Origin of the sequence: Flavobacterium hiemivividum (genome assembly GCF_004349145.1) — a bacterium.
Lineage (GTDB): Bacteria > Bacteroidota > Bacteroidia > Flavobacteriales > Flavobacteriaceae > Flavobacterium > Flavobacterium hiemivividum.
Genome location: NZ_SMFO01000002.1, coordinates 136379 through 162566, shown reverse-complemented (window position 1 = coordinate 162566; position 26188 = coordinate 136379). Strand labels below are relative to the sequence as shown.

The following is a 26188-nucleotide window of genomic DNA, read 5'->3' as shown; positions in this document are numbered from 1 at the left end:
AATTATAATGACATCTTTCAGTAAACAATTATCCTTTCGTTGGTCAGATTTAGACCCTAACTTTCATGTGCGACACAGTGCTTACTATGATTTTGGGGCGCAGCATCGTATCGAAATTTTGGAAAGCCTTGGATTAACAATGAGAGTTTTACAAAAAAATTCTTTTGGCCCTATTCTTTTTAGAGAAGAGTGTATCTTTCGAAAAGAAATAGGACTTGCAGATACTATATTCATGCATACTAAAATTTCTAAAATGAGAGCTGATGCTTCTCGCTGGTCAATTGTACATGAGCTAAGAAACGGCGAAGATCAATTGTGCGCCACAATAACAGTAGATGGTGCGTGGATGGATACAAAACTTAGAAAAATAGCTAATCCAACTCCGGCAATTGCTATGGAAGTAATGAATGTAATTCCTAAAACAGCCGACTTTATTGCGCTCTAATTTATTCTTCATGCAAAGTTTGTAAAATCTATTCTAAATTTACAAACGTATTGAATCTTTATAAAAATTAGAAAAAGACTGATTGTCAACGTTTATTGTTGGTAATCAGTCTTTTTTATTTATATTAGTTCAGCAGAATATATAGGCAAATGAAAAGCAAAATTGGCATTGTATTATCAGGAGGTGGCGCTAGAGGAATTGCTCATCTAGGGGTTTTAAAAGCGTTGGAAGAATTTGGAATTGTTCCCTCTCATATTTCAGGGACTAGTGCTGGTGCAATTGCAGGCGCTTTCTATGCTGCAGGTTATTCTATCGCTGAGATTGTTAGTATTCTAAAAAAGGGACAAATATTTAGTTTCTCTAACATTCTTATTAAGAGGCAAGGCTTTTTTGCTATGAAAGGATTCAATGACATTTATGAGCAAAGTTTTCCCACTAATTCTTTTGAGGATCTCAACATACCATTGTATATAACCGCTACCGATATTTTAAAAGGAGAACTAGTTTACTTATCATCTGGAAATTTATCGCAATCGCTAATGGCTACTTCCTGTATGCCTTTGTTGTTCCAACCTGTAAACTACAATAACACTTTGTACGTGGACGGCGGCGTACTCAATAATTTTCCTATTGAACCTTTAGTTGGGCAATGCGACGTGATAATTGGTAGTTATGTCAACTCCATCAAGAAAGAGGTAGATCAAGTACACATGAATAATATTGTTGACCGCTGCTTTCATTTGGCCATGAAAAGCTCGGTACAAAGTAAAATAGATAGCTGTACTTTATACATTGAACCGCCAAACATGAGTCAGTTTAGCCTTTTTAACTTAAAAAGAGCAGATGAAATTTTAGACTACGGCTATCAATATGCACTCACTTTCGAAAAACAAATTAAAGAACTTGACCTGCAATTGTAGAGTATTAGAAAATCACAAACTCCTTATTTATAAGATTTAACTGATCGATCTTCCTTAAATAGTGCAGCTACTTTCTCTAAAAAACAACCAACTTTGGCAAACAAAACTTCTCAGCATATTCTAAATAAATCAGCTAACCCACTCGGTTTTTGTCTCTTTATAATTACGTCGCTTCATATGACAGATGCCACTAGAAAAATTCTAATTGATGAATTTACCTCAATAGTCGCATTGCTATTAACTATTTCATCGGTTTTGTCCTTTTTTTCGATTTGAACACAAAAATCAAAGAAAGAAATCAAACTTGAAAAATGGGTTGATAATTTTTTTATCAGTTCTTTAATTGGAATTTTGGCAATAATTGTATTTATCATTGTCATGTATTGGAACCAGTAAAAATTAAAAACAAAAGCCAATAGAAAACTATTGACTTCAAGAACCTACAAGTATTTCTTAAGCCGTCTATACTCTTCTTACTAAACTAACGACAAACAGTAATACTATAGCTCCAAGCACAGCAGTTGCGATACTTGCAAAACTAAAACCGCCAACCACAGCATCTGAAATACCGAGTTTTCCGCCAATCCAACCTCCTAGAAAGCTACCAATAATACCAACAACCATATTTCCGATAATTCCAAAACCGCCACCAGTAATAAGCAGCCCTGCTAACCATCCTGCAACTACTCCTAAAAGCAACCACATTAAAAAAGTTTCTCCAGACATAATTAAATAATTTAAAGCATTAAACAACTGATTTACTTACACTTAAATATAAAGTTAATGAAAAATTAGTTTTCTTTTGAATTTTTTACAAAATATATTCTTGTTAATAATTTACTAAACAAAATACAACTAACCTAATACCAGTGTTATGTAGTAATTAGTATGAATGTTACCTAATAATTATGCTGAATCATAGAAAGTACTTGTCAAAGCAAAATTATGAATTCAGATAATAGCGCTAATTACAAATTATCCTTTCGTTTTCATATCAAGGATTTTCCTCTTACCTTTAGGTATATTTTCTGCTATGGATATCTTCTATCATATTCTCAAACTCAGCGCAGGGGTAGGCCTCTTTCTATTTGCTATGTACTTACTGGAAGAATCAATAAAAAATCTTTCCGGACGCACTTTTAAACTCTTTTTACAACGCATAACTAAGAACAGAATTGGTGCGGTTACCGGCGGAGCGATAGTGACAGGAATTCTCCAGAGCAGCTCCATGGTTTCATTCATGGTTCTTGCCTTTGTAGGTGCTGGTGTTTTTACTATGCGAAATGCGATGGCTATTATTCTTGGAGCAAATTTGGGTACTACACTTGATAGCTGGGTCGTGGCTGTGCTCGGGTTTAAAATGGACATAGAAGTAGTTTCTTATCCTGTTGTTTGTGTAGGCGGCTTTATTCTTATCCTTTTTGGTAATCGAAAAAACTATCGCTATATCTCCTATTTCCTTTTCGGATTTGGTTTACTTTTTATAGGATTGTCTTTTATGAAAACCGCCATGGAAGCTCAGGTAAAACTTTTTAATTTTTCTCAATACGAGTCGATGCATCTTGCTGTCTTTTTACTCATTGGCTTTATTATCACCTTATTGGTTCAATCCAGCTCGGTTACCATGGCACTTACGCTTAGTGCGATCCACGTTGGTGCTATCAGTTTGCCTATTGCCGCCGCAATAATATTGGGTTCACAAACCGGAACAACTATTAAAGTAATGCTTGGCGCGATAGGCGGCAGCGCTTCCAAAAAGAGAATTGTGCTCGGGAATTTTCTTTTTAATGTCTTTGTCACTCTATTTGCGTTCCTACTATTATCCCCTCTACTATTCTTGATAACTGACTTACTAAATGTAAAAGATCCTCTCATTGGTTTAGTCACTTTCTCGACCATCATTAATCTATTTTCGGTTCTACTATTCATACCGCTATTAGATCATTTTACTCGTTTTTTGGAAGGATTTTTCAAAGACACAGATGGAACTGTAACCGCATTTATTGGACATGCCTCTATCGTAGAACCCTTAACTGCTTTCGACTTATTTAAAAGAGAAACACACTTTTTTATTAATAATTGCATGCTTTTCAATCTCGAACAGTTTAAAATTGATACCCATTATATTCGTACTAATCCTAACTATGAAAGCATCAATGAAAAAAAGAAGTTCTTCATAAAAACTAAAGAGCAAAAATATGATTTTCTAAAGCAGGTACAGGGAGAACTTCAGGTGTTTTATTTAGAATTAAGGTCAAAACTACAATCCGATCAATATTCTGATCTCAACCAGTTAATTTCTGCGGTACGTAGCGCGATGCACTCGGTAAAAAGTGTAAAAGATATTGAATCTAATATTGACAACCTTAGAAATTCGTCCAAAGACATTAAGTATAATTTCTTCACCCAAAATAAACAGGAAACACAAGATTTATACCAGGAGTTTCACAATCTAATTACTGCGGAAGTTCCAGCCAATTTTGAAAATCTGCAGGGATTTTTTAATACAATACAAGAAAACTATAGTTCCGCTTTAAACGACTTCTACGCCGAGGCACAAAATACTTCGTTAGAAAAAATTGACATTACCACAGTAATCAATTTTAACAGAGAGTTATTTACGTCTAACAAAGCCATGCTAATAGCAATAAAAGATTATTTATTAAAAGAAAAACAGGCGCAAGAAATTAACGAAATCCCTATATATAGAACCTAACCATAGAGAAAAATCCGTTTTAATACGCCCATTTTAGACAATAAGAAAATACGATGTTAAGAAAACTAGATCTAGTTTTATCCTAATCCATTAATTTTGCAATATAAACTTACTTTTTTATAAAAGAGTACCAATATAAATTTTCATCTTTGTAGTTAATTCAATTCTGAATTTTAGCATATTTTGAATTTTTAGATTAAGAAAAAAAAGTATCGTTTGAAAGAATATTTAAAAAAAGGTTTGAAAGTTATCCAATGGACAGTAGGAATAATCATTGTATTATTTTTATTGATCTTACTGCTTATCCAAATTCCCTATGTTCAAAATTTTGCCAAGGATAAAGCTGTAATTTATCTAGAGAGTAAAATAAAAACTAAGGTGTCTGTAGCTAAAATAGATATTGGCTTTCCTAAAAAAATAATTCTAGAAGGTGTATACATTGAAGGACTTAAGCAAGATACCTTGCTGCTTGCTAATAGACTCGCTGTCGACATTAGTATGTTTCAATTACTAAATAACAAGGTTGAAATTAACTCCATCGACTTTCACGGAGTATCGGCAAATATCAATAGAGATTCTACGTCCGTATATAATTTTGATTATATCATTAAAGCATTCTCTTCACCAGAGAAGCAAGATCCAGAGGCAACTCCGATGACATTTTCGTTAGAAAAAATTAATCTGGACACCATAAATCTAAGATATACGGATGCGTTCTCAAAAAATGACATGTACATCAAATTGCAACACCTGGAAACACGCATCAAAACTTTTGATTTAGACGCGATGGCTTTTGAAGTGCCAAAAATTAAAATCAAAGGTTTAGACCTGAAATACAAACAAGGTATTGCACAAACGAATATTCAAGAGGACAATGCACCACCAACTAGTTATACGCTACTTTTAGGCGAAATTGATTTGTCTAAAATTGCAGTAGATTATAAGGATGAACTAAACAAATTAAGCACTACTTTATCGCTAAAAAATGCCGTTGTTAAATTTGACAAAACCGACTTTTACAATCGTTTTTTCTTAATCGATGTTCTAAATCTATCAGATGCAAATGGGAAATTAGCCCTTGGTAAAACAGAAAAAAACACGACTAAAAAAGAATCGGCTCCAAATGAAAGTCGCGATTGGGATTTTAAAGTGAGACAATCTAACTTCAAAAGAGTTGATTTCAACTACGACAATAATAACATTACAGCTTTACCAAAAGGTTTTGATTCGAACCATTTAAAATTAAAATCACTAAGTTTTGACACCCAAGACATTCATTACAGCTCTGTAAGTATTTCTGGAAAAGTAAATGATTTTTCGGCAAAAGAGCAAAGCGGTCTTAATATTGAGTCGTTTAAAGCTGATTTCTTCTATGGTAAAACAAATTCATTTCTTAAAAACTTATACTTAAGAACACCACAAACACTAGTAAGAGACGAACTCCTAATTGGCTACTCATCAATCGCGGCAATAAGTGAAAATTTAGAAAATTTAAGCATTAATGCCACTTTGAAAAAAAGTAGTGTAGGATTTAAAGATATTTTGCTATTTGTACCTAGTTTAGCTAATACCGTTCCTTTTAAAGATAATCCAAATGCTATACTAAATGTAGATAGCAAGGTGTATGGAAAATTAAGTGCCGTAACTATCCCGAGTTTAGAGATTAGCGGCATAGGAAATACGAAGATTGTAGGAAGCGGAACTATTACTGGATTACCAGATACCCAAAAAGCCTACTTTGATTTGGACATCAAGGAATTTGCATCTACAGCAAAGGATTTTAATACTTTCCTTCCAAAAGAAACTATTCCGAATTCAATGCGTTTACCTGCTGCATTTAATGCCAGCGGAACCTTTAAAGGAACCATCAATAACTTCAGTACCAATCTTGATTTAAAAAGTAGTTTTGGTCCTGCAAAAATCATTGCTGCTTTTGACCAGAGAATAAAAAACAAAGAAAAATATGATGTCAAAGCAAAGTTGGAAAATTTCGATCTCGGCAAACTGATTAAGAATAATTCCATTGGAAAAATAAGTTTAAATGCTACTGTCAAAGGATCAGGATTAGACCCGAAAACTGCTAATGCTGCCGTAAAAGGAACCATTGGAAAATTCAATTATAATAAGTACAACTATACAAATCTCGATCTTAAAGGAAACATAAACAACGGACTGTTTCAAGCTGTAGCTGCTAGTAACGATCCTAATTTAACTTTTGACTTAGTCAGTAGTGGAAGTTTTAAAGACAAGTATCCTACTGGAAAAATAAAACTAAATGTCGATGTTGCAGACCTAGCAAAGTTAAATCTTCACGCTGGACCAATGAAGATTAGAGGAGAGATAGATGCAGATCTTCAGTCAGTTGATCTAGATTATCTAAATGGAAATTTCAATGTTACCAACCTTACTATTGCCGATGAAAATGAGCAGTTTGTCATGGATTCCATTACAATGGTTATCACTTCTACTGCAAACAGAAATGCATTAACTTTCAAATCTCCATTTTTAAATGCGGAAATAGAAGGAAAATACAAACTAGCAACCATAGCCGATGCACTAACAAACTCCATAGCTCATTATTATAATCCAAATCAAAATAAACAAGCAACAACTGCCGAAAAGCAACAGCTAGCTTTTAATATCAGAATTGCAGACAGTCCTTTACTAATAAAATTCATTCCGGAGCTAAAGAGCCTTGAACCTATCTCTATCACTGGAAGATACAACACAGTCAATGATTCTATTGTTTTGAATGGAGCCATTCCTAAATTAATTTATGGTGATAATACCATTACAAATGGAGTGTTAAAAGTAGATACAAAGGACAATGCTTTAGTATATTCTCTTGTTGTAGATGATATTCAAAATAGTCAATTCCAGTTGCCTTATACTTCCATAAATGGAATAGTGCAAGACAATACCGCTGCTTATACCTTTCAATTAAAAGATCTAAAGGATAAAGAAAGATACCTAGTATCTGGAACTTTGAAAGCAGCTTCGGGAAATAACGAACTTCGTCTTGACCCGAATAATTTATTGCTTAATTATGAGTCTTGGAAAATGGACAATAATAACCTGCTTCGTTTTGGAGAAAAAGGAATCTATGCTAGTAATTTTGAATTAAGCAAAGAGCAAAGCAGCATTAGAATACAATCACAGTCAACCCAAGAAAATGCTCCACTTTCTATTGATTTTACTAATTTTAAGATCGAGACAATCACAAATATTGCCGTAAAGGGAGATTTAGAAATAGGCGGAAACATTAATGGTAAAGCAGTTGTTAAAAACTTGAATCAAACTCCCATATTTACTGCTGATATGATTGTAGATAATTTTGCCTTCAAAAAAGACACCGTGGGTACCGTAAACCTGCATGTTAACAATAAAGTGGCTGATACTTACAACACCAGAGTTTCTATCACAGGACAAGACAATCTAGTCGATTTAAACGGAACCTATAAAACGGGCGAAGGAATTTTAGACATGAACTTGGATATTTCGAGAATAAATCTAAAAAGCATCCAAGGTTTTACATTGGACAACCTAAAAGAAAGCAGTGGTTTTTTTAGCGGGAATTTTAAAATTTCAGGGAAAGCAAACCAACCACTAGTAGTTGGTGATTTAAAATTCAACGAAATTGGATTTAAAGTCACCCCACTTAATTCTACGTTTAAATCCTTAAATGATAAGATTGTTTTTACTGGAAATACGATCGTTTTCAATCGCTTTACTATAAAAGACGAAAGAGACAATGATTTAGTTATTAACGGAAAAATCGCCACTCAAAATTTAAGTAACATTGGCTATGATTTATCACTTGATGCCGTGAATTTTAAAGCCATTAATTCTCAGGAAAAAGACAATGATTTGTATTACGGCGAAATGTATCTGGACAATCATTTAAAAATTGGTGGTACTTTTAAAAGTCCTATCGTTGACGGAAACATAAAAGTCAACAAAGACACTAAATTCACCATTGTAATGCCACAATCTGATCCTTCGATAGCAGACAGAGAGGGAATTGTTGAATTTATCGATCAGGACAACCCGCCGATGATTCAGAAGACGTTGAGAGCAGATGAAGCATTAAGTAATCTTGAAATTACAGGTATTAATGCCTCTGTAAATATCGAAATCGATAAAGAAGCTGAACTTTCGATTGTAATCGACAAAGCCAATGGCGATTTCTTAAAATTAAAAGGCGAAGCCCAGTTAACTGGAGGAATTGATCCTTCAGGAAAAACAACTTTAACAGGAAGATACGAGCTGAAAGAAGGAGCTTATGAGATGAACTTCAACCTAATCAAACGAAAGTTTGATATTAAAAGTGGGAGTTATATTTTGTGGACTGGCGAACCAACAGAAGCTGATATCAATATCATTGCTGTCTATAAAAATGAAGCCGCACCTATTGATTTAGTGGACGATCAGTTAGCTAATGTTTCTGCTTCGGTAAGAAACACCTATAAACAAAAAATACCTTTCGAAACTGAATTAAAAATGAAAGGCGATTTAATGAAGCCAAGTATTTCTTTTGATATATTAATGCCCGAAGGGAATAACAGTGTTTCAACAGAAATCATCAATACAACTCAAGCTAAACTAACGCAGTTGCGTCAGCAGCCGGACGAACTTAACAAACAAGTATTTGCTCTACTCCTGCTGAATCGTTTCATAGGCGAAAATCCATTTGCTAGCGAATCTGGAGGTGCTAGCGTTTCCTCAATAGCTAGAGAAAGTGCAAGTAAAATTCTGTCTCAGCAATTGAATAATTTAGCAGGTAATTTAATAAGCGGTGTCGAACTTAATTTTGATTTAGTTTCGTCCCAGGATTATACTACAGGCCAACTGGAAAACAAAACTGATTTGAATGTAGGGATATCTAAAAAATTACTAAACGATCGACTGAAGATTACCGTAGGAAGTAGTTTTGGTTTAGAAGGTCCACAACAGCAAAATCAAGAGGCAAATACTATAGCCGGTGATGTCACTATAGAATACCAACTTTCTAAGGACGGCAGGTATAAATTAAAAGCATACCGCATCAATAAATACCAAGTTGCTCTTCAAGGTCAGGTCGTTGAAACTGGACTTGCTTTTGTTATTACCTTAGATTACGATAAATTTAGGGAGTTATTCGAAAAAGAAAAAACAGATAAAAAGAAAAACAAATAAAGATAAGAACACTCCAAATAGAAGTCTGATGAAAAAGAATTCCATACTATATTTTCTATTTATAATAATGTTCATGGCTTCTTGTAGCGGTACAAAAAACCTACCAGAAGGAGAACTGTTGTATGTGGGTGCCACAATAAAAGTAGAAGGCAATACCACACCAAAAAAAGAACGCAAAGCATTACAAGCGGAATTTGAAGCTATTGTAAGACCAAAACCCAATGCCTCAATTCTGGGATTAAGACCTAAATTATTTATTTACAATCTTGCGGGTACACCAAAAAAACAAAAGGGATTTCGCTATTGGTTAAAAAACAAAGTAGGCGAAGCTCCAGTTTATTACAGTAAAGTAGATCTCGAATACAACAAACTCGTTTTACAAAACAATGCCGAAAACAACGGCTATTTTAATACTAAATCAACAGCCGACTCAACACGTCGCGGGAAAACAGTAAAAGCAATTTACACGGTAGTTCCTAAAAGGCAATACCTAATTAGAGACGTGCAATTTCCACAAGATTCCTCGGTGCTTTCAACTGCTGTTAGTGCAACAAAAAGAAGGTCTTTATTAAAAAAAGATCAAGGCTATAATCTTACCACTATTAAAGAAGAAAGAATACGCATCGATGCACGGCTTAAGGAAAAAGGATTCTACTATTTCCATCCTGACTTTCTAAAAATTCAAGTAGACAGCACCGTAGCTGACCATAAGGTCGATTTAATCGTTATGGTAAAAGACGAAACTCCAGAGTTGTCACAAACACAGTACCGCATTAACGATATCGTAGTATATCCTAACTATTCTATCAACGCAGATAGTGTCATTGTTGCACCAGATGCAATTGTACATCATAATGATTTTACCATTATCGACTCTGAAAATTTGTTTAAACCTAGAATTTTTGATCGTACCTTATATTTCAAAAAAGACGATCTATACAATCGCACTAACCACAATCTATCTCTAAATCGCTTGGTTAATTTAGGTACATTTAAGTTTGTGAAAAATGAATTTAAGGTAGCAGACACCATCGGGAATTATCTCGATGCTTATTATTTCCTTACTCCTTTACCTAAAAAATCCATTCGTTTGGAATTATCGGCCAAGACAAACTCAGCTAATTATAGCGGTACCGAACTGAATTTAAACTGGAGCAATAGAAATCTATTAAAAGGGGCTGAATTACTTACTGTATCTGCATTTGCTGGATTAGAAGTACAAGTCTCAGGAGTAAATAACGGCTTCAATGTGTACCGTTTTGGTAATGAAGCTAATCTAATTTGGCCTAGAATTGTCGCTCCTTTCCGTTTTGAATCTTCTAGTGGTTTTGTTCCAAAAACCAAAGCAACATTAGGTTATGAGTTCCAAAAAAGAACTAAATTATATTCACTACAAACATTCAAAGGCTCCTTTGGTTATTTATGGAAAGAAAACGAGCGCAAAGAACATCAGTTCAATGTTACCGAAATTACATATGCCAGTCCGAACAACGTAACCCCACTCTATCAAGAAAAAATCGCTGAAAATGCTTCGCTTGGCAAAGTGATCGAAAAACAATTAATCTTTGGCCCTACCTATTCTTATACCTACACGAACACGATGCAAAAAAGAAGGAAGAACACCTTCTACTACAAAGCCGGAGTGGACTTATCAGGAAATATTGCGGGACTAGTGACGGGTGCCAACTTGAAAAAAGGAGATACTGTAAAAGTCTATAATGTACCCTTCAGCCAATTTGTAAAAGTCGAAAATGAGTTCCGTCATTACTTAAAATTAGGTGGCGAAAAACAATTGGCCAGCAGAATCATTGCGGGTGCAGGATTTGCCTATGGAAACTCAGATGAGATGCCTTTTATAAAACAGTTTTTCAACGGTGGTACAAATAGTATTAGAGCTTTTAGAGCACGTTCTATAGGTCCGGGAAGTTTTGATGGGACTTCAACTTCAAATACCTTTCTTGCTGATCAATCCGGAGATTTAAAATTAGAATTCAGTACAGAATACCGCGCTACCATTTATGATTTTGTAAAAGGTGCGTTATTCGTAGATGCAGGAAACATCTGGTTGTTAAAAGAGAATCCGGAAAAACCTGGAGCTAAGTTTTCTAAGGACTTCTTAAAAGAATTCGCCGTGGGTGTAGGTGCCGGATTGCGTTTTGACTTTTCTTTTTTAGTGTTAAGAACAGATCTTGCTTTCCCTATTCGCAAACCGTATTTACCTGATGGAGACCGCTGGGTTTTAGATCAAGTGAATTTTGGTGATCGTTCTTGGCGAAAAGAGAACCTAGTGTTTAATCTTGCCATTGGATATCCGTTTTAGTATTGGATTAAAATAACTTTTAATCGAATGCGATCTTGCTTATTAACTGGTAAATACTGTGTCTAAGGGCGTTATAATTTATATAACAAAGACAATCTTACTTTTATTTACAGAATCGATAAAATCGGACTTAATTTTTTACCAAATAACTAATATTAGTCCGTTTTTGATTTACATCATTGCTAATTTCTGCTATATTTGCGCTTTAAACTACTCTAATTATGGAAGAATGTATTTCTGTCTTTGACATGCTAAAAATTGGTGTTGGACCTTCTAGTTCGCATACCCTTGGACCATGGAGAGCCGCAGAGCGCTTTCTTGAAGAGCTAAGAAGTAAAAACCTGATTCAGGATGTTGTAAGAGTAAAAACAGACTTATATGGTTCCCTTTCCCTAACAGGAATAGGACATGCAACTGACTTAGCTGTTATGCTAGGACTAAGTGGTCAAGACCCAGAATACATTCCTGTAGAAAATATAGATGGAATTATAAAAGCCATCAAAGAGGAAAACCAAATCAATTTAGGCAACGAAATCCTAGTTCCATTTTCCTTTGAGCAAGATATCGTTTTCAATAAAAAGTTTCTTCCTTTTCATGCTAACGGAATGCGATTTACCGCTTTTCTTTCGAATGGAAAAAAGCATGTCGCTACCTTCTACTCCATCGGTGGTGGATTTGTAGTTAAAGAAGAACGCCTTAATGCCAAAAAGAAAGTACAAATAAAATGTGCTTTTCCGTTTCCTATCGATAAAGCAGTTGATCTTTTAGCCTATTGTAAAGCTGAAGACAAGAAAATCTCTGAAATCGTTTATGAAAACGAAAAATCCATGCGCACCGAGGCTGTTATCGACCATGAGTTAATGCGCATCTGGAACACCATGTTAGAGTGCATGTACATCGGGTGTCATACGGAGGGAATCCTTCCGGGTGGCTTGAAAGTGCGTCGCAGAGCATTTGACATGCATCAAAATTTAATTGGATTATCAAATTATAGCAATCCGCAAACGTGGATGGAGCAAATAAGACTGACCGAAGTAAAATTTCGCCAAATCCTGAAATGGGTAAGCTGTTTTGCCTTGGCCGTAAACGAAGTCAACGCCGCTTTAGGCCGTATTGTAACAGCGCCTACAAATGGTAGCGCTGGAGTAATTCCGTCGGTATTGATGTATTATTTAGTGATTGAGAACCATAATGCAGGACCTAAAGAAATCAAGCAATTCCTTTTAGTTGCTGGAGAGATAGGTAGTATTTTCAAGAAAGGATCTACGATATCAGCTGCAATGGGCGGTTGTCAGGCAGAGATTGGCGTTTCGTCTTCTATGGCTGCAGCAGCACTGTGTGAGTTGATGGGCGGAACCCCAGAGCAGGTTTTAATGGCCGCTGAAATTGCCATGGAGCACCATCTGGGCTTGACTTGTGACCCTATTGGCGGTCTGGTACAAATCCCTTGTATCGAACGCAATACTATGGGCGCGATAAAAGCCATCAATGCCGCCGAACTAGCCCTAGAAACCGATCCTAAGAACGCCAAAGTGCCTTTAGACAAAGTAGTCGATACCATGTGGCAAACCGCTAAGGATATGAACAACAAATACAAAGAAACTTCAGAAGGTGGACTCGCCATTGCAGTCAACATGGCGGATTGTTAATGCTGAACTTGATTCAGCATCTCACAATTAATGCACTATTTTGAATTAAGCACGTTGTTCTTAAATCTTAAATCATCTGGGCGTGTCCCTGCTTCCACTCCGTTGCAGCAGGGTCAGGCTGTACGTTGCAATCTTTTATTTCGCTACGCTACATAAAAGGATTTCCACTACCATCCTTCACGCGAGACCATTCTTCGACCGCGAAAGCAATAATCCACAAAATACACCTTTTGATATCTTAAAGAATTCTCCACAAGAATTCAATTGCACCACCCATTTACTTCCAAGCGGAACGTATTTATAATTTTACTAAGAATTACCAGAACACCGTAGTTGCAAAACAACAGAAATCTACTCTCCTGTTCATACCAAAAGGACTAGACAAATAAAAAATCTCTTTGATAATTTGTAAATAAAATATTATATATTAGCTAATTGATAAGTTACTCAATAGCGACCATCTACCTCAAACTAGGTGCATAGTCGCTATTATGTAGCGAGTATATATAAGTTATAGGCAACCCTACCGCAACAACCTAATAATCAATCAAATAATTCATAATGAAGATAAAAAGAATACAACTAAAAAATGGATACAAAAGATTTCACGATTTAACCATTGATTTAGGAAGTGAACCCAAAAGAATTATTGCTTTAGTTGGTCCAAATGGTTGTGGTAAAAGTAGTGTTCTTGACGGAATGCTATTTGTCAATAATGCTTATAATCAGATAGGAAACAAAGGGCAAAAAGGATATGCTTATCATTCAATGACTCAAACTCCAAATTTTAATTACGAGAACGTAATTATTGATTTTGATAATGGAGATTTCAATAATGTAAAAAGTAACAGAAGTAAAATTGGAAATGAAAATACTATGTTCTCTTTTAGAAGTCCATATCGATATAATAGTAATTTAAAAGTTAGTCAATCAAAAGCTACAAGCGAAATTAGATTAAATAATTATGGCGCAACGGCTTCTTCTGATCTTGATGACAAAATGGAAGAAAATTACAGACGTTTAAATATAAAATTCAATAAATATTTAAAAGATAATCCATCAACAGCAACCTATGATTCAGCCAAAGCTAAAATAATTGGAGATTTAAATCAATCTCTAAAAAATTGCCTTGATTTAGAAATCACAAGTATTGGAGATATTGAAGCTAACAAAGGAACTCTATTCTTTAAAAAAGACGACCATCCAATTGAGTTTGAATTTAATGTATTATCCTCGGGTGAAAAGGAAGTGGTAGATATTTTGTTAGATTTATATTTAAGACAAGATGAATATTCAGAGACTATATTTTTGATAGACGAACCGGAATTGCACATAAATACTTCAATTCAAAAAAAACTATTACTCGAAATAAATAAACTTATTGGTCAGAATTGTCAAATATGGTTAGCAACTCATAGTATTGGATTTCTTAGAGCATTACAAGAAGATTTGAAAGATGAATGTCAAATAATTCAATTTCAAAAAGGAATTAATTGGGCATCAACACAACAAACACTAACTCCTATAAAAAAATCTCTTTCCAAATGGAAAGAAATCTTTGAAACCGCATTGGACGACTTAACTGGTTTAGTTAGTCCCAAACGAATAATATATTGTGAAGGAAAAGATAGACCAGGCACAAATGGACAGGAGAACGGTTTCGACGCCAAAGTTTTTAATAACATTTATGGAGAAAAATATCACGACACTTTGTTTATTTCAAGTGGTGGTAATACAGAGTTAGACCAAAGAAGCGAAGTTGCGTTGGCTATTTTAACAAAGGTCTTTTCAGATATAGAAATTTTTGTTTTTAAAGACAGAGATGTTTCATCTGGAAGGCAAAATGACGAAAATGATAGACAAGTATACTTAAAAACTAATCCCGATCATTTTAGAATAATGAAAAGATGGGAAATTGAAAACTATCTTTTTGACAAAGAAGTTTTAATTGCCTTTTGCAATGCGAATAGTTTAACATTTAACGAAACAGAATATGATAAGTTCGTGACTAATGTAATTGATGATAATATAAAAGATGAAACTAATAGATTTAGAAATTTTTGTGGAATAACTGGAAGTGTAAATGCTGAAAGTTTTAAACTAACGTTATCTGAATATGTTACTCCAGAAATGGAAGTTTATAAAGAATTAGAAAATTGTATTTTTAATAGAGGATAAAAGGGCAGCCTATAACAGCTAGGATTTCGTTGCGTGCGTAGCACGAACAATGAAATCCGTGTTGAACGGAACCGATTACATGCCGTAAACACTATGGAGTTATCGTAAAGTTTCGAGTGAAATAATCAAGAGGCCAATGCGCCTCTTTTTTTTGAAGTAGTTTTTCAGTTGGTTTTAATGTGTTTTTCCTTCACTTTTGGACATAGAATCCCTTACCCATAAAGTTAACTTTTACAGGCAACTAAGTTTTGGCTATCGCCAAGGTACCAAGCAGGCGAACCACGCTGGTCAAAAACCGCTATTCGATGCAAATTGCCTGTTTTACAACAAGGACATTTGGGCAAAAAAGGTTTCTTTTCTGCTTTTTCTAGCACTTTTACTTTTAGTTTTTCTTGTACAACCTTTAATTTCTCCCGTTTCCAAGTGCTACTCAAAAAGCCACTTTCTAGGTAATTCCCAACTCTACTAAACAAAAAAAACTAAAATTCTAAAAGGATGGCCGAGGACAAAAGTCTCACACCAAATGCTTTTAAAATTTTAGTTTAATCTATTGAATTCGAAACCTGAAATGTTTCAAATCCATTTATTTCCCTAATGGTAAGTTATAACCTATTCCTACTCCTAATGCACCTACTGAATAATCTTGAGATCCAATGTTTCCTTCGCTTCCAGTAAATACTTTAGTGTACTGTAATGCAAAATTCCAGTGAATGTTATGATATCCTATTTCTGGTTTAATATACAAACCACCTGTAGGTCTATCTACTAATGAATTTGTCGCTACTTTATCATCACCGGTAATAAATCCATACCCTAGATCAGTTCCTAGATAAAAACCAGATGTTTGTGGATAGTATCTAAACATAGCTGCTACAGGTACTACAGCGAAATCATTGTTATTGATTCCGTCATTCTCTTTTCCGAAAAATTGATTGTAACCCGTCGCTATCCCTAGTCCAAAACCTGGCGTAACTAAATATTGGTATCCTAAATCTACTCCTACAGTTGCTGATGCATTTTCTGAAGGCAATGCTATACCTCCATTAACACCAATTTTTATCATATTTGTGTAAGCACTATCTTGTGCACTTGCTGCCGCTCCGCTGAATAATAAAAGAGCTAAAACTGTTTTTTTAATCTTTTTCATAATTTTAAAATTTAGTTATTATTTATCTTTAGTACTTATTTTCCTAAAAAGCTACCAACTGTTGAATTTATCGGGCTTTGAACTACCTTGTTTTCTTCAGTCCTAGAAAATGAATTTAGATCTCTTTTAGAGTTACTGCATAATACAGTAGGATCCATCTTTGGATACGTTTTTCCCACTCTAGAATATTGTCTATTCATAATCCTGTTTTTTAGTTTGTTATTATTTTACAAATATTGAAAGAATACACAGCAACCACCTTACAGAATTTACTTTAATTATTACATAATTATTCTTCGAAGTGAAAACCGTGAGGAATTTGAAATTTACTGCATTCTTCGAACGTGCAGCTTATTCGCGATAGCATGAAATAATTCGACAAGGCAACAAAACAGCTAGCACCCTTTTAAAACAAATCTTATTAATGTACCTTGCCCTACTATTTAAAGAGTAAAATAATGGACAATAATAAGAGGCTAAATTACATTAAAGAGGTGTTAAAAAACATGCCAACTGGCTGGTTGAGTATAACAACCCATCGACTAGATATATATGACGAAAAATTGGCGAAAACTCAATTCTTAGAGCAGTTCGAAGCTTTATACGACGGTAATAATTCAGAATCAGCTGCCCTAAGTGAATTACCTACGGCATACGACTACATTCGCTTAGGACATCCTTTATCTTGTTTACTGGAATGGGCGATTGCCAAGGCAAATAATTTAAAGTCTGAAAATGTCATCAGTTTTTCATCTAAGACGGTTCCTATTTTGGCAATTCTAAGAAAAAACGCATTAGACAAGAAAAACATCCAAATCTTCTACACCGGTGAATTGCTTGAATTTTTTGATGCCGAAATAGTGCGAAATATTTATGGTTATACCTTCGATTTAAAACAAGTTGAAAATGCTGAAGCCATTTCTAATACTAATAGCAATCCAAAAAACGGAAGTACAATCTTTATTTCGCAACAAGCGGAATTTGATACTGTTAATCTCCCTACTGAAATTGACTTTTTCATCAGTCTTCATGGAGACCTAGGAAGCGTTTTAGTAGTAAATGGTCCAAAAAACGAAAGTTACATATCCGAAATTCAGCATGTAAGAAGAAGAGAGACTGTTGCCATGACTCCAGATGATTCTCTTACAGCTTTGAGATCTTTAGTAGAGCAATCTCCTATTCATAATCGAAAAACTAATGTTGAAGCAGATAAAAATTCGGTTTTAGAATCAATTAAATCCATTACTGCCACAACTACAAAACCATTAGTGGCTTCAAGTGGTTTATCCATTCAGTATGCGATTTTAATGGGATTAGTTCACGATGCGGTAGAAAAACACAAAGGAAAGGCGATAAAAATTATTGTCCCTCCAAATTGTTATGGTGGTACAAATGACCAAGCAAGACGTGTCGCTGCTTGCCTAGATAATGTTGAAATAGTTGACTTACTTGTTGATGGTGATAACGATATGGTTCAAAGCATTGATACTGTTTTAGCAAAAATTGCTATTGAAGACGCAATCCCTTACATCATTGCTGAAATCCCAACAAACCCAAGAGTCGAAGTACCTAATCTTATAGATTTAAAAAGGGTGTTAAGTCAAGAACGCAAAACGGCTTTTGGTACAATCGCGATAGATCCCGTTTTTATTCTAGATCAAACCTTTTGTCCAAATGTTCACTTTTTAGGTGTGGGAGAAGTACTTTCTGAAATAAGAACTATTTCATTTGCTAGTGGTTCTAAATTTCCAAGTGGCGGACAATGTACGGCTGGATACTGCGTAGGAAATACAAAAACGGAAGCTTTGATGGAGAAAATAGAAATGCATCTTACGCTGTGTGATAATGAGGCTACGGCGCTACAATATGAAATTTTAGCCAAGCAATTGCCATCCATGAATCAGCGAATTAAGGATGCTTATAGTAATACACGTGATTTTGTAAACTTTATCAATACTGCTCTACCCGAGGCAAAAATCAATTTTGTTTCAGAGGAATTAGCGAGCCAAGGATTTACACCATCTGTTTTTTCACTGGATCTTCCTACTAAAGGGAATACTGCCGAAGAAAAAGAAACTCATAAAAGAGCCTTGAACTTGAAGTTAATTAACTTAATGATTACAGAAATTCCTAACGAGAGTAAGTTCTGTGTGAGCTATGGCCAATTAAAAGGCTGCTATTGGACCATTCCTGCAACATCGACTCAAGGAACAACTAAGGAAGGTGATAAGGATTATATTGTTCGTGCGTCGCTTTCTCCTAATATGGATTTGGAGCTACATAAAAAAATATTTTTAAAATTTGTTGAGAGTATTTAACTCTCTCGATAGGCAGAATGACAAAGTTTTAATTTTTCGAAATTCATAAAATACCCAGCAGCTTTACAAATCTTTTCGTGTGGCGGCTGGGTATTTTTTTTTACAACGGTAAGTGATTATTTCTTATCAACTAATTTAAAAAGCAACTAACTATAAAAAAAACCGCCTTAAAATAATCAAGACGGTTTACTACAAATAATGAGTATACTAGGCTTCTTTCAAATTCAATTTACTGTTTTTTCGGCTAAAGCCAAAGTAAATCGTAAGTCCGATAAGTAACCAGGCGGTAAAATAAATCCAGTTCCATACGCTCAGTTCTGCCATCATATACAAACAGCTTACTAAACCTAATAACGGAATTAAAGATAAATTTTCAGCGAATGACCAGAAAGTAAGTCCTACCAACACAATGAGGAAAATCCACATTGGAATTTTATGTTTAAACAAACTTAGCCCGCTTTCATATTTTAATGCATTGTTTATCGGCAATCCTGCCACAACAGTGGCGTAATTCGCATCATCTTTCTGGTACTGACTCAATAAATTTTCTAAATCTAGCGATTCAGCAGTTGTTTTTTGGCCTCCGATACTTACTAGATAATCATATACTTTTGTGGATTCTTCTTTGTTTAAAGAAGTAATAATAGTGGTTGCATCGTTTACTTGGGTTTCATTAGTAAGAAAATCCATTGTCGCTTTATTGTTATAACTAAAAGCGTAATATAGACCGGCAGCCAACATAAAAGGAATCACATATTTTGAATTTACATAAGGTGTTTTAAACTTCCCTCTTGGTATATCAGGTTTATTTTGCAATACTAATACTCCAGCACAAACTAGTACAAAGGCAAATAAAGTTCCAATGCTACACAAATCAGTCACCATAGTCAGGTTTAAAAATAAGGCTGGAACCGACACTACAAAACCTGTTACAATCGTTGCATAAGAAGGTGTTTTAAATTTTGGGTGCACTCTAGAGAAACGCTTTGGTAACAAACCGTCACGACTCATACTCATCCAAATACGAGGTTGCCCCATTTGGAAAACTAATAAAACACTCGCCATTGCAATCACAGCGCTCACCGCCACAATCCCCGACATCCATTTTAAATCTACTTTATGAAATACAAACGCTAATGGATCACCCACATTCAGCTCCGAATAATTCACCATTCCAGTTAAAACTAAAGCAACAATAATATATAAAATCGTACATATAATAATCGCCCACATCATACCGCGCGGCAAATCCCGTTGCGGATTCTTACATTCCTCGGCTGTGGTAGAAATTGCATCAAAACCAATGTAAGCAAAGAAAACCGCCGACACTCCTTTCAAAACTCCGCTCACACCGTTTGGCGCAAAAGGAGTCCAATTATCAGTATCTACATAAAAAATCCCAACTGCAATAACCAAAAGGATAATACACAGCTTCACAACCACCATAACGTTACTCGCATTACGAGACTCTTTCATGCCGCGATAAACTAAAGCCGTAATCAATATGATAATAAACAGCGCAGGTAAATCGGCTACAAAATGGAACGAACCTATTGTTGGCGCCGTGGTCCAGGCAGTGTAAGCTGCCTTTAATCCTTCACTAAGATTTTCATATAATTTTCCGCCCTGCATTAAAGCAGTTGCGTCTTTATAACCATTTGATGCACTTAGATAATCCATTTGTACCCATTGGGGCAAATGGATGCCGCCGCTATCGAGCAAGCCTGTAAAATAATCACTCCAGGATATGGCAACCGTAATATTCCCAATGGCGTATTCCATGATCAATGCCCAACCGATAATCCAAGCCATCAGTTCGCCAAAGGCAACATAAGAATAAGTATAAGCACTTCCTGAAACGGGAACCATAGAAGCAAACTCTGCATAAGCAAATGCAGCAAAACTGCAGGCAAGAGCCGTAAATAAGAAAAGGAAAATAACGGCAGGGCCACCGTCTGAACTGGCTTTACCAATCGTACTAAAAATACCAGCACCAACTATAGCAGCAATTCCAAAAGCTGTTAAATCACGAGCCGTTAAATGTCGGCCTAGCGCTTCGTGACCGTCGGCTTCATTTTTTTCAATCTGTTTTAAGATATCCTGTACGGTCTTCTTTCGAAATAAACTTGAAAATGTCATTCGTTACATTTTTACATTAAAATTTAATATACTTTAAATAACACCCCATTATTATACTAATAACGTAAGTTTTATTTAAAAATCAAATGTATAAAACAAATTCATATTTCGATAAAAAGACAGTTATTTTTTATTAGAAATCGATAAAAAGTCAAAACAACACAAATCAACTATATCAAAAGTCAATCCTGCAATTTAAAAATCCTCATTTGACTTAAATATAACAATATGACATTCTAGAGGGAGTAAGCCAGAAAAAAAAGCTGTAACTCTTCGCTGAAAAACATCAAAAGAGTTAATTATTTCAGAAATACTTTCAAGATAATTACTGGATTTTGTGCATTTCCTTAAAGGAAATTGAAGTAGGCAAAATGCAAATTAGAATTAGCTTTCACACAGTGCCAATTTAATTATTCTTATTTATTTTTTTCCAAATCTTAGCCGTAAAATCATCTTTATACATCAATGTATTGCTTCGGCTAGGATTCACACGATTAGACAAAATGATCAAGAATCGATCATTGTCCGGATTTAAAAAGAAAAAGGTTCCAGTATATCCAGTATGTCCAAAATCATTTTTTTTATAAATGTCATTTGGTTTTCGTTTATCAAAACCAAGTCCGCGATAAATTCCTTTTTTGACTAAAGGCGATTTTGTGAATTCTCTAATGACCTTCGTTTTAAGAATTTGTTTTCCTTGATAATTTCCTTTGTTTAGCAGCATCTGACAAATTACGGAGATGGAGGTTGCATTTGCAAACAACCCAGCATTCCCAGAAATACCTCCAAAAATCGCCGCTGCTTCATCGTGAACATAACCCTTAATAGTATCTTTTCTAAAAAAATTATCAATTTCTGTTGGAATTACATTTTGCTCAACTGTCCATTTCAAAGGGTTAAATCCAATAGTTGAAATGCCTAATTCGTTATATATTTCTTTGGTTAATTGGTCTAATTTCACACCCGTTTTAGACTCGATCATTTGCTTTACAAGAAGTAAGTTTAGGTCACTGTACAAGTATTTTCCACTTGGATTAGTATTGGCCACTGCTATTTTCTCATATACTGTAGTATAAAATTCAGGATTCAGCCACAGAGTTTTAGCTATTTGGATGTAATTTTCTTTCGGTTCTAATGACACGTATTCCTCATCATAAACTATAGTATTATTCACATACATCGTATCAAATAGCTCCGGATAATTCTCCGACTTTTGATCGCTAAAAAATGGCAATCCATTAGAGGTAGACAACAAACTTTGATAGAAAGTGATGGATGGTTTTATCCCGGTTGTATGGGTTAATAATTCGAAAAGTGTCAAATCAGCAATCGCAGTATTTTTATAAAATGCTACAACATCTCCTAGTCTATCTTCTAAATTCATCTTATTTTCACCTACTAATCGCATCGCTACTAGGGTCGCTCCTAAAACTTTGGACATCGAAGCTAAGTCATACACATCCTCTGCTTTTACAACTTCGGTTTTTGAATAATCATGAAAGCCGTAGTTTTTTGAAATAAAAATACTGTCTTTACTTCCTACAATTACTTGGGCACCAGGAAAGAAGCCTTTTTCAAGTCCATTGGTAAACATCGAGTCAATGTAAACTTCATTTTTTTTAGTGTCGAAAGATTTTTTCACCGAACGACAGCTGATTCCTGAAAAAACTAACAAAATAAGAAACGCTCTGATAACTGTATTTTTCATTTTTTAAGGATTAATTCTTAAATCTTGTCCTGCCATAATAGGTTCATTATTGGTTCCCGTAATTACAATTTTCACTGCTTTTACAGCTTGTTTTGGATAAATAAATGCGTTTCCATAATCAAAAGGATCTCCCTTTATAAAATCGACTCCATTATACGAGTATTCAACATGTCCATCACTTACAATAAATCTCGGGTGGTGTGGAATTCCCGTCAATACTTCAATTTTTGAAGAAATAACAGGAGTAGTAAAAGTGTATAAAATCCAGTCGCCATTTTCACAAGGAACATCCGTACGCAAATAGGTTTCTAAATTATAATCTTCTAATCTTGTAAATGGAAATTTTGGATTTTCGGCCATCGATGAAGTCACTTTTACTTCTGGTTCTTGATACGGACTTGCAATGAAATCAACCTTTGCAGCCGATTCTTTGACCTCTTTATTTTCTACTGTAAAATCTAAACGATACTTGTTGTTATCGTTGTAATTTTCGATTACAAAACGCAAGCTAGGTTTTGATTTTAAAGTTCTTTCTGGTAAATAGGTTTTAATTAATTTATCATTTTCAAAAAGTGAAATTTCCTTGATTACGCCACTCGTTGCTTCGTCAGTTACTGGATTAAAAGATAAATACCAAATCGCTTTTTTATCGATATGATCCGTAATATCTTCTGAAATCTTTATAGTTTCCACTTTTGAAGTATTCCAGTTTGCGACTGGTAATTTCTCCACTTTTACAGCAGGACTAGCAGCATTCTCATTGAAATAAGTACGGAACCTATATTTTTCATACTCTTTGGTTTCAATTGAGTTTGTATATAAAGGAGATTGTCTTGTAGGCTCATTTCCTTCTGTATCGTAGCGAACAACCGCCCCTTCATAAGGCAACCTTACCGTTATCTTTCCATTTTTATAAATTGCTGTAGGCGGAAAATCTCTAAAAGCAATTCCTAAATCAGCTAAACGCTGCAAGTGACTATTAGTTAACCTTCCATAAAAATCATCCCAGTTTTTATGTTCTTTTTTAGACCAAGCAATCTCAGACAAAGCAGCAATTCTTGGGTAACTTTGGTATTCCATAAATCGAGTTGGAACATCAAGATATTCACTCCACAATGCACCCTGAACACCTTTAATTAATTTTTGTTCTTCAACTGATAGGTCATTCTCTGGAACTGGTTCAAATGAATACACTCTTTTAGTATCTGTAATAGCGGCCCATCGATGACCACGCTCTTCTTCAGATTGTGCCATATCAAAATACGTATATTGTCCCGGAATCATAATAGTAGGATGTCCTTTTTTCACAGATTCGATTCCGTAACTCACTCCTTGCCAAGCAAAAATCTCCGTTTTTGGACTTAGTTCGCCACCTTTCAGGATTTCGTTCCAGCCCGCTGATTTTTTATCGTATTTCTCAACAATTTTTTCAATTCGTCTAAAGAAATAGTTTTGCAATTGAAACGTATCAGTATAGCCTTCCTTTGCCATCACCGCTTTACATTTCGGACAATGTTCCCAATTAGCACGGTTTACCTCGTCACCTGCAATATGTATGTAATCAAAAGGAAAAAGTTCTGAATACTCTTTAATTATGCCATCTAGAATCTCAAAATTTTCTTCGCGACCTACACACCATACGTTCTTCACTTCTCCTTGAACACTTTTTGTTTCTTGCGTTGTAACACAACCTATTTCAGGATAAGAGGCAGTTACGGCGCGAGAATGTCCTGGAATTTCAATTTCTGGCATAATAGAAACGCCACGTTCAGCGGCAAAAGCGACTACTTCTTTAATATCTTCTTGTGTATAAAAACCGCCGTAACGCTTATCTCCAGAGCCATAAGAAGGCAACAGCACTTCTCCTGGACCTCGCCACGCTCCTTTTGAAGTCAAATCGGGCATGGATTTAATTTCAATTCTCCAGCCATTATCATCAGTGAGATGCCAATGAAAAATATTCATTTTATGTGCCGCTAACCAACTGATATAATTTTTAACGGTTTCCTTATCGAAAAACTGTCTCGAAACGTCCAGCATCATTCCGCGCCATTCAAAGCGAGGATAATCTTCTATTTTCACAAAAGGGATTGTTCCTTTTTTAACATCTTTTGCAGAAGACATTTGAAGTAAGGTTTGAAAGCCATTCAAAACTCCATTATGAGATTTTCCCTTGACAACAACACCGGTCTTTGCAACACTCAAGGTATAACCATCATTTGGAACATTCATTTTTTGATCTACGACAAGCCGTATTGTGTTTTTTTGGTTTCTTTTACCAATAGAAATTTTTGGATTAATTCCCGTATTTTTAAAAAACGAATCCGCAATATATCCCGCACTTTTTTGTGCTTTTTTATCTATACTAATGTGTACCAATGAAGGAATTACAAACGCCCCCGAAGTTTGTTCAACTTTAACTGGTCTCGGAATAAGATCTAGCTTCTGTGCTTTTAAGACACTCATAGAACTTAAAAAAATGACAATTAATAAGAGCTTTTTTTTCATCTTTTATATTTTGTTTAAAATTGCATTGCTCTAGTAAATAAAATTGTACTTTTTCAAGCAATTTTTGCGTCTTATTCTTTAGTTCACCATCCGGACATAACTAAACTCCCCTCCTTATTCCCTAACTGTTTCCTTAAAAAAATTATTAAAAAACAACAATTGAAATTTCAATGAATTTTCCCAATAATCAATATTATGTTTTCCAGGCCGCTCAATATAATCATGATTGATTTTTAGTGCCAGCATCTTTTGGTGAAGCTGTCTGTTGACATCAATAAAAAAATCATCAACTCCGCAATCAATGATAAGTTTTAGTGAATTAGTTTGAGCCAATTCTAGCATATTAACCACCGTGTTTTTTTCCCAATTTTCAGGAAAATCGGTTATTGAACCCAAGCGTTTCTTAATATCCCATTTTTCCGAAAAAGGTCGAATATCAACCCCTCCACTCATACTTCCTGCTGCTCCAAATACTTCCTGATTCTTAAAGGATAAATATAAGGCACCGTGTCCGCCCATACTCAAACCTGTTATTGCTCTGCCCTTAGGACTTGCAATCGTTTTATATTTCTTATCAACATAAGGTATTAGTTCATCAATTATATAAGTTTCATATTGGTAATTTGGGTCAACTGGACTGTCAAAATACCAACTGGAATAATTACCATCAACACCAATGGCTATAAAATCATACTTATCTACCTGCTCCGCAACGTCTTTAAAACTTTTCAGCCAAGTAGCATAATTTCCGCTATAGCCATGAAGCAGATATACAACTGGTAAATTTCTATTGCTTTTATCATAACTATCTGGAGTAACGACACAGGTTTTTATATTCTTATTCATCACTGCACTAAAAACTTCTAAAGTATCAATCTTAGCTGCTTGAGCAGGTAAAAAAACGAATAAAAAGAAAGTAAAAAAGATTGATTTTTTCATAGCATTAGGCGTTTTAAATTCCCATT

15 protein-coding genes and 1 pseudogene are annotated in these 26188 nt (G+C 34.8%); 8 read left to right on the top strand and 8 right to left on the bottom strand.

Annotated elements, in window-relative coordinates; translation table 11 throughout:
- Nucleotides 1–7 precede the first annotated feature (7 nt).
- Both E0F98_RS04705 and E0F98_RS04700 read left to right on the top strand, forming a co-directional pair.
- The gene (locus tag E0F98_RS04705; protein ID WP_132109461.1) at nucleotides 8–445 is read left to right on the top strand and encodes an acyl-CoA thioesterase; all 438 of its coding nucleotides are present in this window, start codon (nucleotides 8–10) and stop codon (nucleotides 443–445) included.
- A 149-nt stretch (nucleotides 446–594) separates the two neighbouring features.
- Complete coding sequence (locus E0F98_RS04700; RefSeq protein ID WP_132109460.1) at nucleotides 595–1365, top strand: patatin-like phospholipase family protein; 771 nt, start codon at nucleotides 595–597, stop codon at nucleotides 1363–1365.
- 462 nt (nucleotides 1366–1827) lie between these two features.
- Here E0F98_RS04700 and E0F98_RS04695 read toward each other — a convergent pair whose 3' ends face one another.
- Nucleotides 1828–2091 (bottom strand): GlsB/YeaQ/YmgE family stress response membrane protein, encoded by a 264-nt coding sequence (locus tag E0F98_RS04695; RefSeq protein ID WP_132109459.1) that lies wholly within the window; start codon nucleotides 2089–2091, stop codon nucleotides 1828–1830.
- 307 nt (nucleotides 2092–2398) lie between these two features.
- On the opposite strand from E0F98_RS04695, the gene E0F98_RS04690 reads away from it, so the two are divergent.
- The 5 genes from E0F98_RS04690 (at nucleotide 2399) to E0F98_RS04670 (ending at nucleotide 15403) form a co-directional block, all read left to right on the top strand.
- Nucleotides 2399–4081, top strand: coding sequence for a Na/Pi symporter (locus E0F98_RS04690; RefSeq protein ID WP_132109458.1), 1683 nt, complete (start codon nucleotides 2399–2401; stop codon nucleotides 4079–4081).
- A gap of 216 nt (nucleotides 4082–4297) precedes the next feature.
- On the top strand, nucleotides 4298–9256 hold the full coding sequence (locus E0F98_RS04685; protein ID WP_132109457.1) for a translocation/assembly module TamB domain-containing protein: 4959 nt from the start codon (nucleotides 4298–4300) through the stop codon (nucleotides 9254–9256).
- A 28-nt stretch (nucleotides 9257–9284) separates the two neighbouring features.
- The gene (tamL, locus tag E0F98_RS04680; protein WP_132109456.1) at nucleotides 9285–11576 is read left to right on the top strand and encodes a translocation and assembly module lipoprotein TamL; all 2292 of its coding nucleotides are present in this window, start codon (nucleotides 9285–9287) and stop codon (nucleotides 11574–11576) included.
- 221 nt (nucleotides 11577–11797) lie between these two features.
- A complete protein-coding gene (locus tag E0F98_RS04675) occupies nucleotides 11798–13225 on the top strand; it encodes an L-serine ammonia-lyase (protein WP_132109455.1) in 1428 nt (475 codons plus the stop codon).
- Between the two features lie 561 nt (nucleotides 13226–13786).
- Nucleotides 13787–15403, top strand: a complete 1617-nt coding sequence (locus E0F98_RS04670; RefSeq protein ID WP_132109454.1) for an AAA family ATPase — start codon at nucleotides 13787–13789, stop codon at nucleotides 15401–15403.
- Between the two features lie 224 nt (nucleotides 15404–15627).
- On the opposite strand, the pseudogene E0F98_RS16360 reads toward E0F98_RS04670, so the two are convergent.
- From E0F98_RS16360 to E0F98_RS16010, 3 genes and pseudogenes are all read right to left on the bottom strand, one after another.
- Nucleotides 15628–15843 (bottom strand): annotated as a pseudogene (locus E0F98_RS16360) (IS91 family transposase); the annotation flags it as partial.
- 143 nt (nucleotides 15844–15986) lie between these two features.
- Nucleotides 15987–16550: a hypothetical protein gene (locus E0F98_RS04660; RefSeq protein WP_132109453.1), complete on the bottom strand. Its 564-nt coding sequence runs from the start codon at nucleotides 16548–16550 to the stop codon at nucleotides 15987–15989.
- Between the two features lie 35 nt (nucleotides 16551–16585).
- Nucleotides 16586–16750 carry a hypothetical protein gene (locus tag E0F98_RS16010; RefSeq protein WP_165929285.1) on the bottom strand — a complete coding sequence of 55 codons (165 nt, stop codon included), beginning with the start codon at nucleotides 16748–16750 and terminating at the stop codon, nucleotides 16586–16588.
- A gap of 258 nt (nucleotides 16751–17008) precedes the next feature.
- Here E0F98_RS16010 and E0F98_RS04655 point away from each other — a divergent pair, with 258 nt between their 5' ends.
- Nucleotides 17009–18868, top strand: coding sequence for a PLP-dependent aminotransferase family protein (locus E0F98_RS04655; RefSeq protein WP_132109452.1), 1860 nt, complete (start codon nucleotides 17009–17011; stop codon nucleotides 18866–18868).
- Nucleotides 18869–19075: 207 nt separating this feature from the next.
- On the opposite strand, the gene E0F98_RS04650 is transcribed toward E0F98_RS04655, so the two are convergent.
- The 4 genes from E0F98_RS04650 to E0F98_RS04635 all read right to left on the bottom strand — a co-directional run bounded on the left by E0F98_RS04650 (nucleotide 19076) and on the right by E0F98_RS04635 (nucleotide 26162).
- Complete coding sequence (locus E0F98_RS04650) at nucleotides 19076–21007, bottom strand: amino acid permease (protein ID WP_132109451.1); 1932 nt, start codon at nucleotides 21005–21007, stop codon at nucleotides 19076–19078.
- A 406-nt stretch (nucleotides 21008–21413) separates the two neighbouring features.
- Entirely contained in the window at nucleotides 21414–22715 is a 1302-nt protein-coding gene (locus tag E0F98_RS04645) for a serine hydrolase domain-containing protein (protein ID WP_132109450.1), read from the bottom strand.
- 3 nt (nucleotides 22716–22718) lie between these two features.
- Nucleotides 22719–25223, bottom strand: a complete 2505-nt coding sequence (locus E0F98_RS04640; protein WP_132109449.1) for a beta-N-acetylhexosaminidase — start codon at nucleotides 25221–25223, stop codon at nucleotides 22719–22721.
- A gap of 114 nt (nucleotides 25224–25337) precedes the next feature.
- Complete coding sequence (locus E0F98_RS04635; protein WP_132109448.1) at nucleotides 25338–26162, bottom strand: alpha/beta hydrolase; 825 nt, start codon at nucleotides 26160–26162, stop codon at nucleotides 25338–25340.
- Nucleotides 26163–26188 lie beyond the last annotated feature (26 nt).

Excerpts from the sequence above, each read along its gene's own strand:
- E0F98_RS04705 (WP_132109461.1), top strand. The coding sequence starts at position 8 with ATGACATCTTTCAGTAAACAATTATCCTTTCGTTGGTCAGATTTAGAC.
- E0F98_RS04700 (WP_132109460.1), top strand. The coding sequence starts at position 595 with ATGAAAAGCAAAATTGGCATTGTATTATCAGGAGGTGGCGCTAGAGGA.
- E0F98_RS04695 (WP_132109459.1), bottom strand. The coding sequence starts at position 2,091 with ATGTCTGGAGAAACTTTTTTAATGTGGTTGCTTTTAGGAGTAGTTGCA.
- E0F98_RS04690 (WP_132109458.1), top strand. The coding sequence starts at position 2,399 with ATGGATATCTTCTATCATATTCTCAAACTCAGCGCAGGGGTAGGCCTC.
- tamL (WP_132109456.1), top strand. The coding sequence starts at position 9,285 with ATGAAAAAGAATTCCATACTATATTTTCTATTTATAATAATGTTCATG.
- E0F98_RS04675 (WP_132109455.1), top strand. The coding sequence starts at position 11,798 with ATGGAAGAATGTATTTCTGTCTTTGACATGCTAAAAATTGGTGTTGGA.
- E0F98_RS04670 (WP_132109454.1), top strand. The coding sequence starts at position 13,787 with ATGAAGATAAAAAGAATACAACTAAAAAATGGATACAAAAGATTTCAC.
- E0F98_RS04660 (WP_132109453.1), bottom strand. The coding sequence starts at position 16,550 with ATGAAAAAGATTAAAAAAACAGTTTTAGCTCTTTTATTATTCAGCGGA.
- E0F98_RS16010 (WP_165929285.1), bottom strand. The coding sequence starts at position 16,750 with ATGAATAGACAATATTCTAGAGTGGGAAAAACGTATCCAAAGATGGAT.
- E0F98_RS04655 (WP_132109452.1), top strand. The coding sequence starts at position 17,009 with ATGGACAATAATAAGAGGCTAAATTACATTAAAGAGGTGTTAAAAAAC.
- E0F98_RS04650 (WP_132109451.1), bottom strand. The coding sequence starts at position 21,007 with ATGACATTTTCAAGTTTATTTCGAAAGAAGACCGTACAGGATATCTTA.
- E0F98_RS04645 (WP_132109450.1), bottom strand. The coding sequence starts at position 22,715 with ATGAAAAATACAGTTATCAGAGCGTTTCTTATTTTGTTAGTTTTTTCA.
- E0F98_RS04640 (WP_132109449.1), bottom strand. The coding sequence starts at position 25,223 with ATGAAAAAAAAGCTCTTATTAATTGTCATTTTTTTAAGTTCTATGAGT.
- E0F98_RS04635 (WP_132109448.1), bottom strand. The coding sequence starts at position 26,162 with ATGAAAAAATCAATCTTTTTTACTTTCTTTTTATTCGTTTTTTTACCT.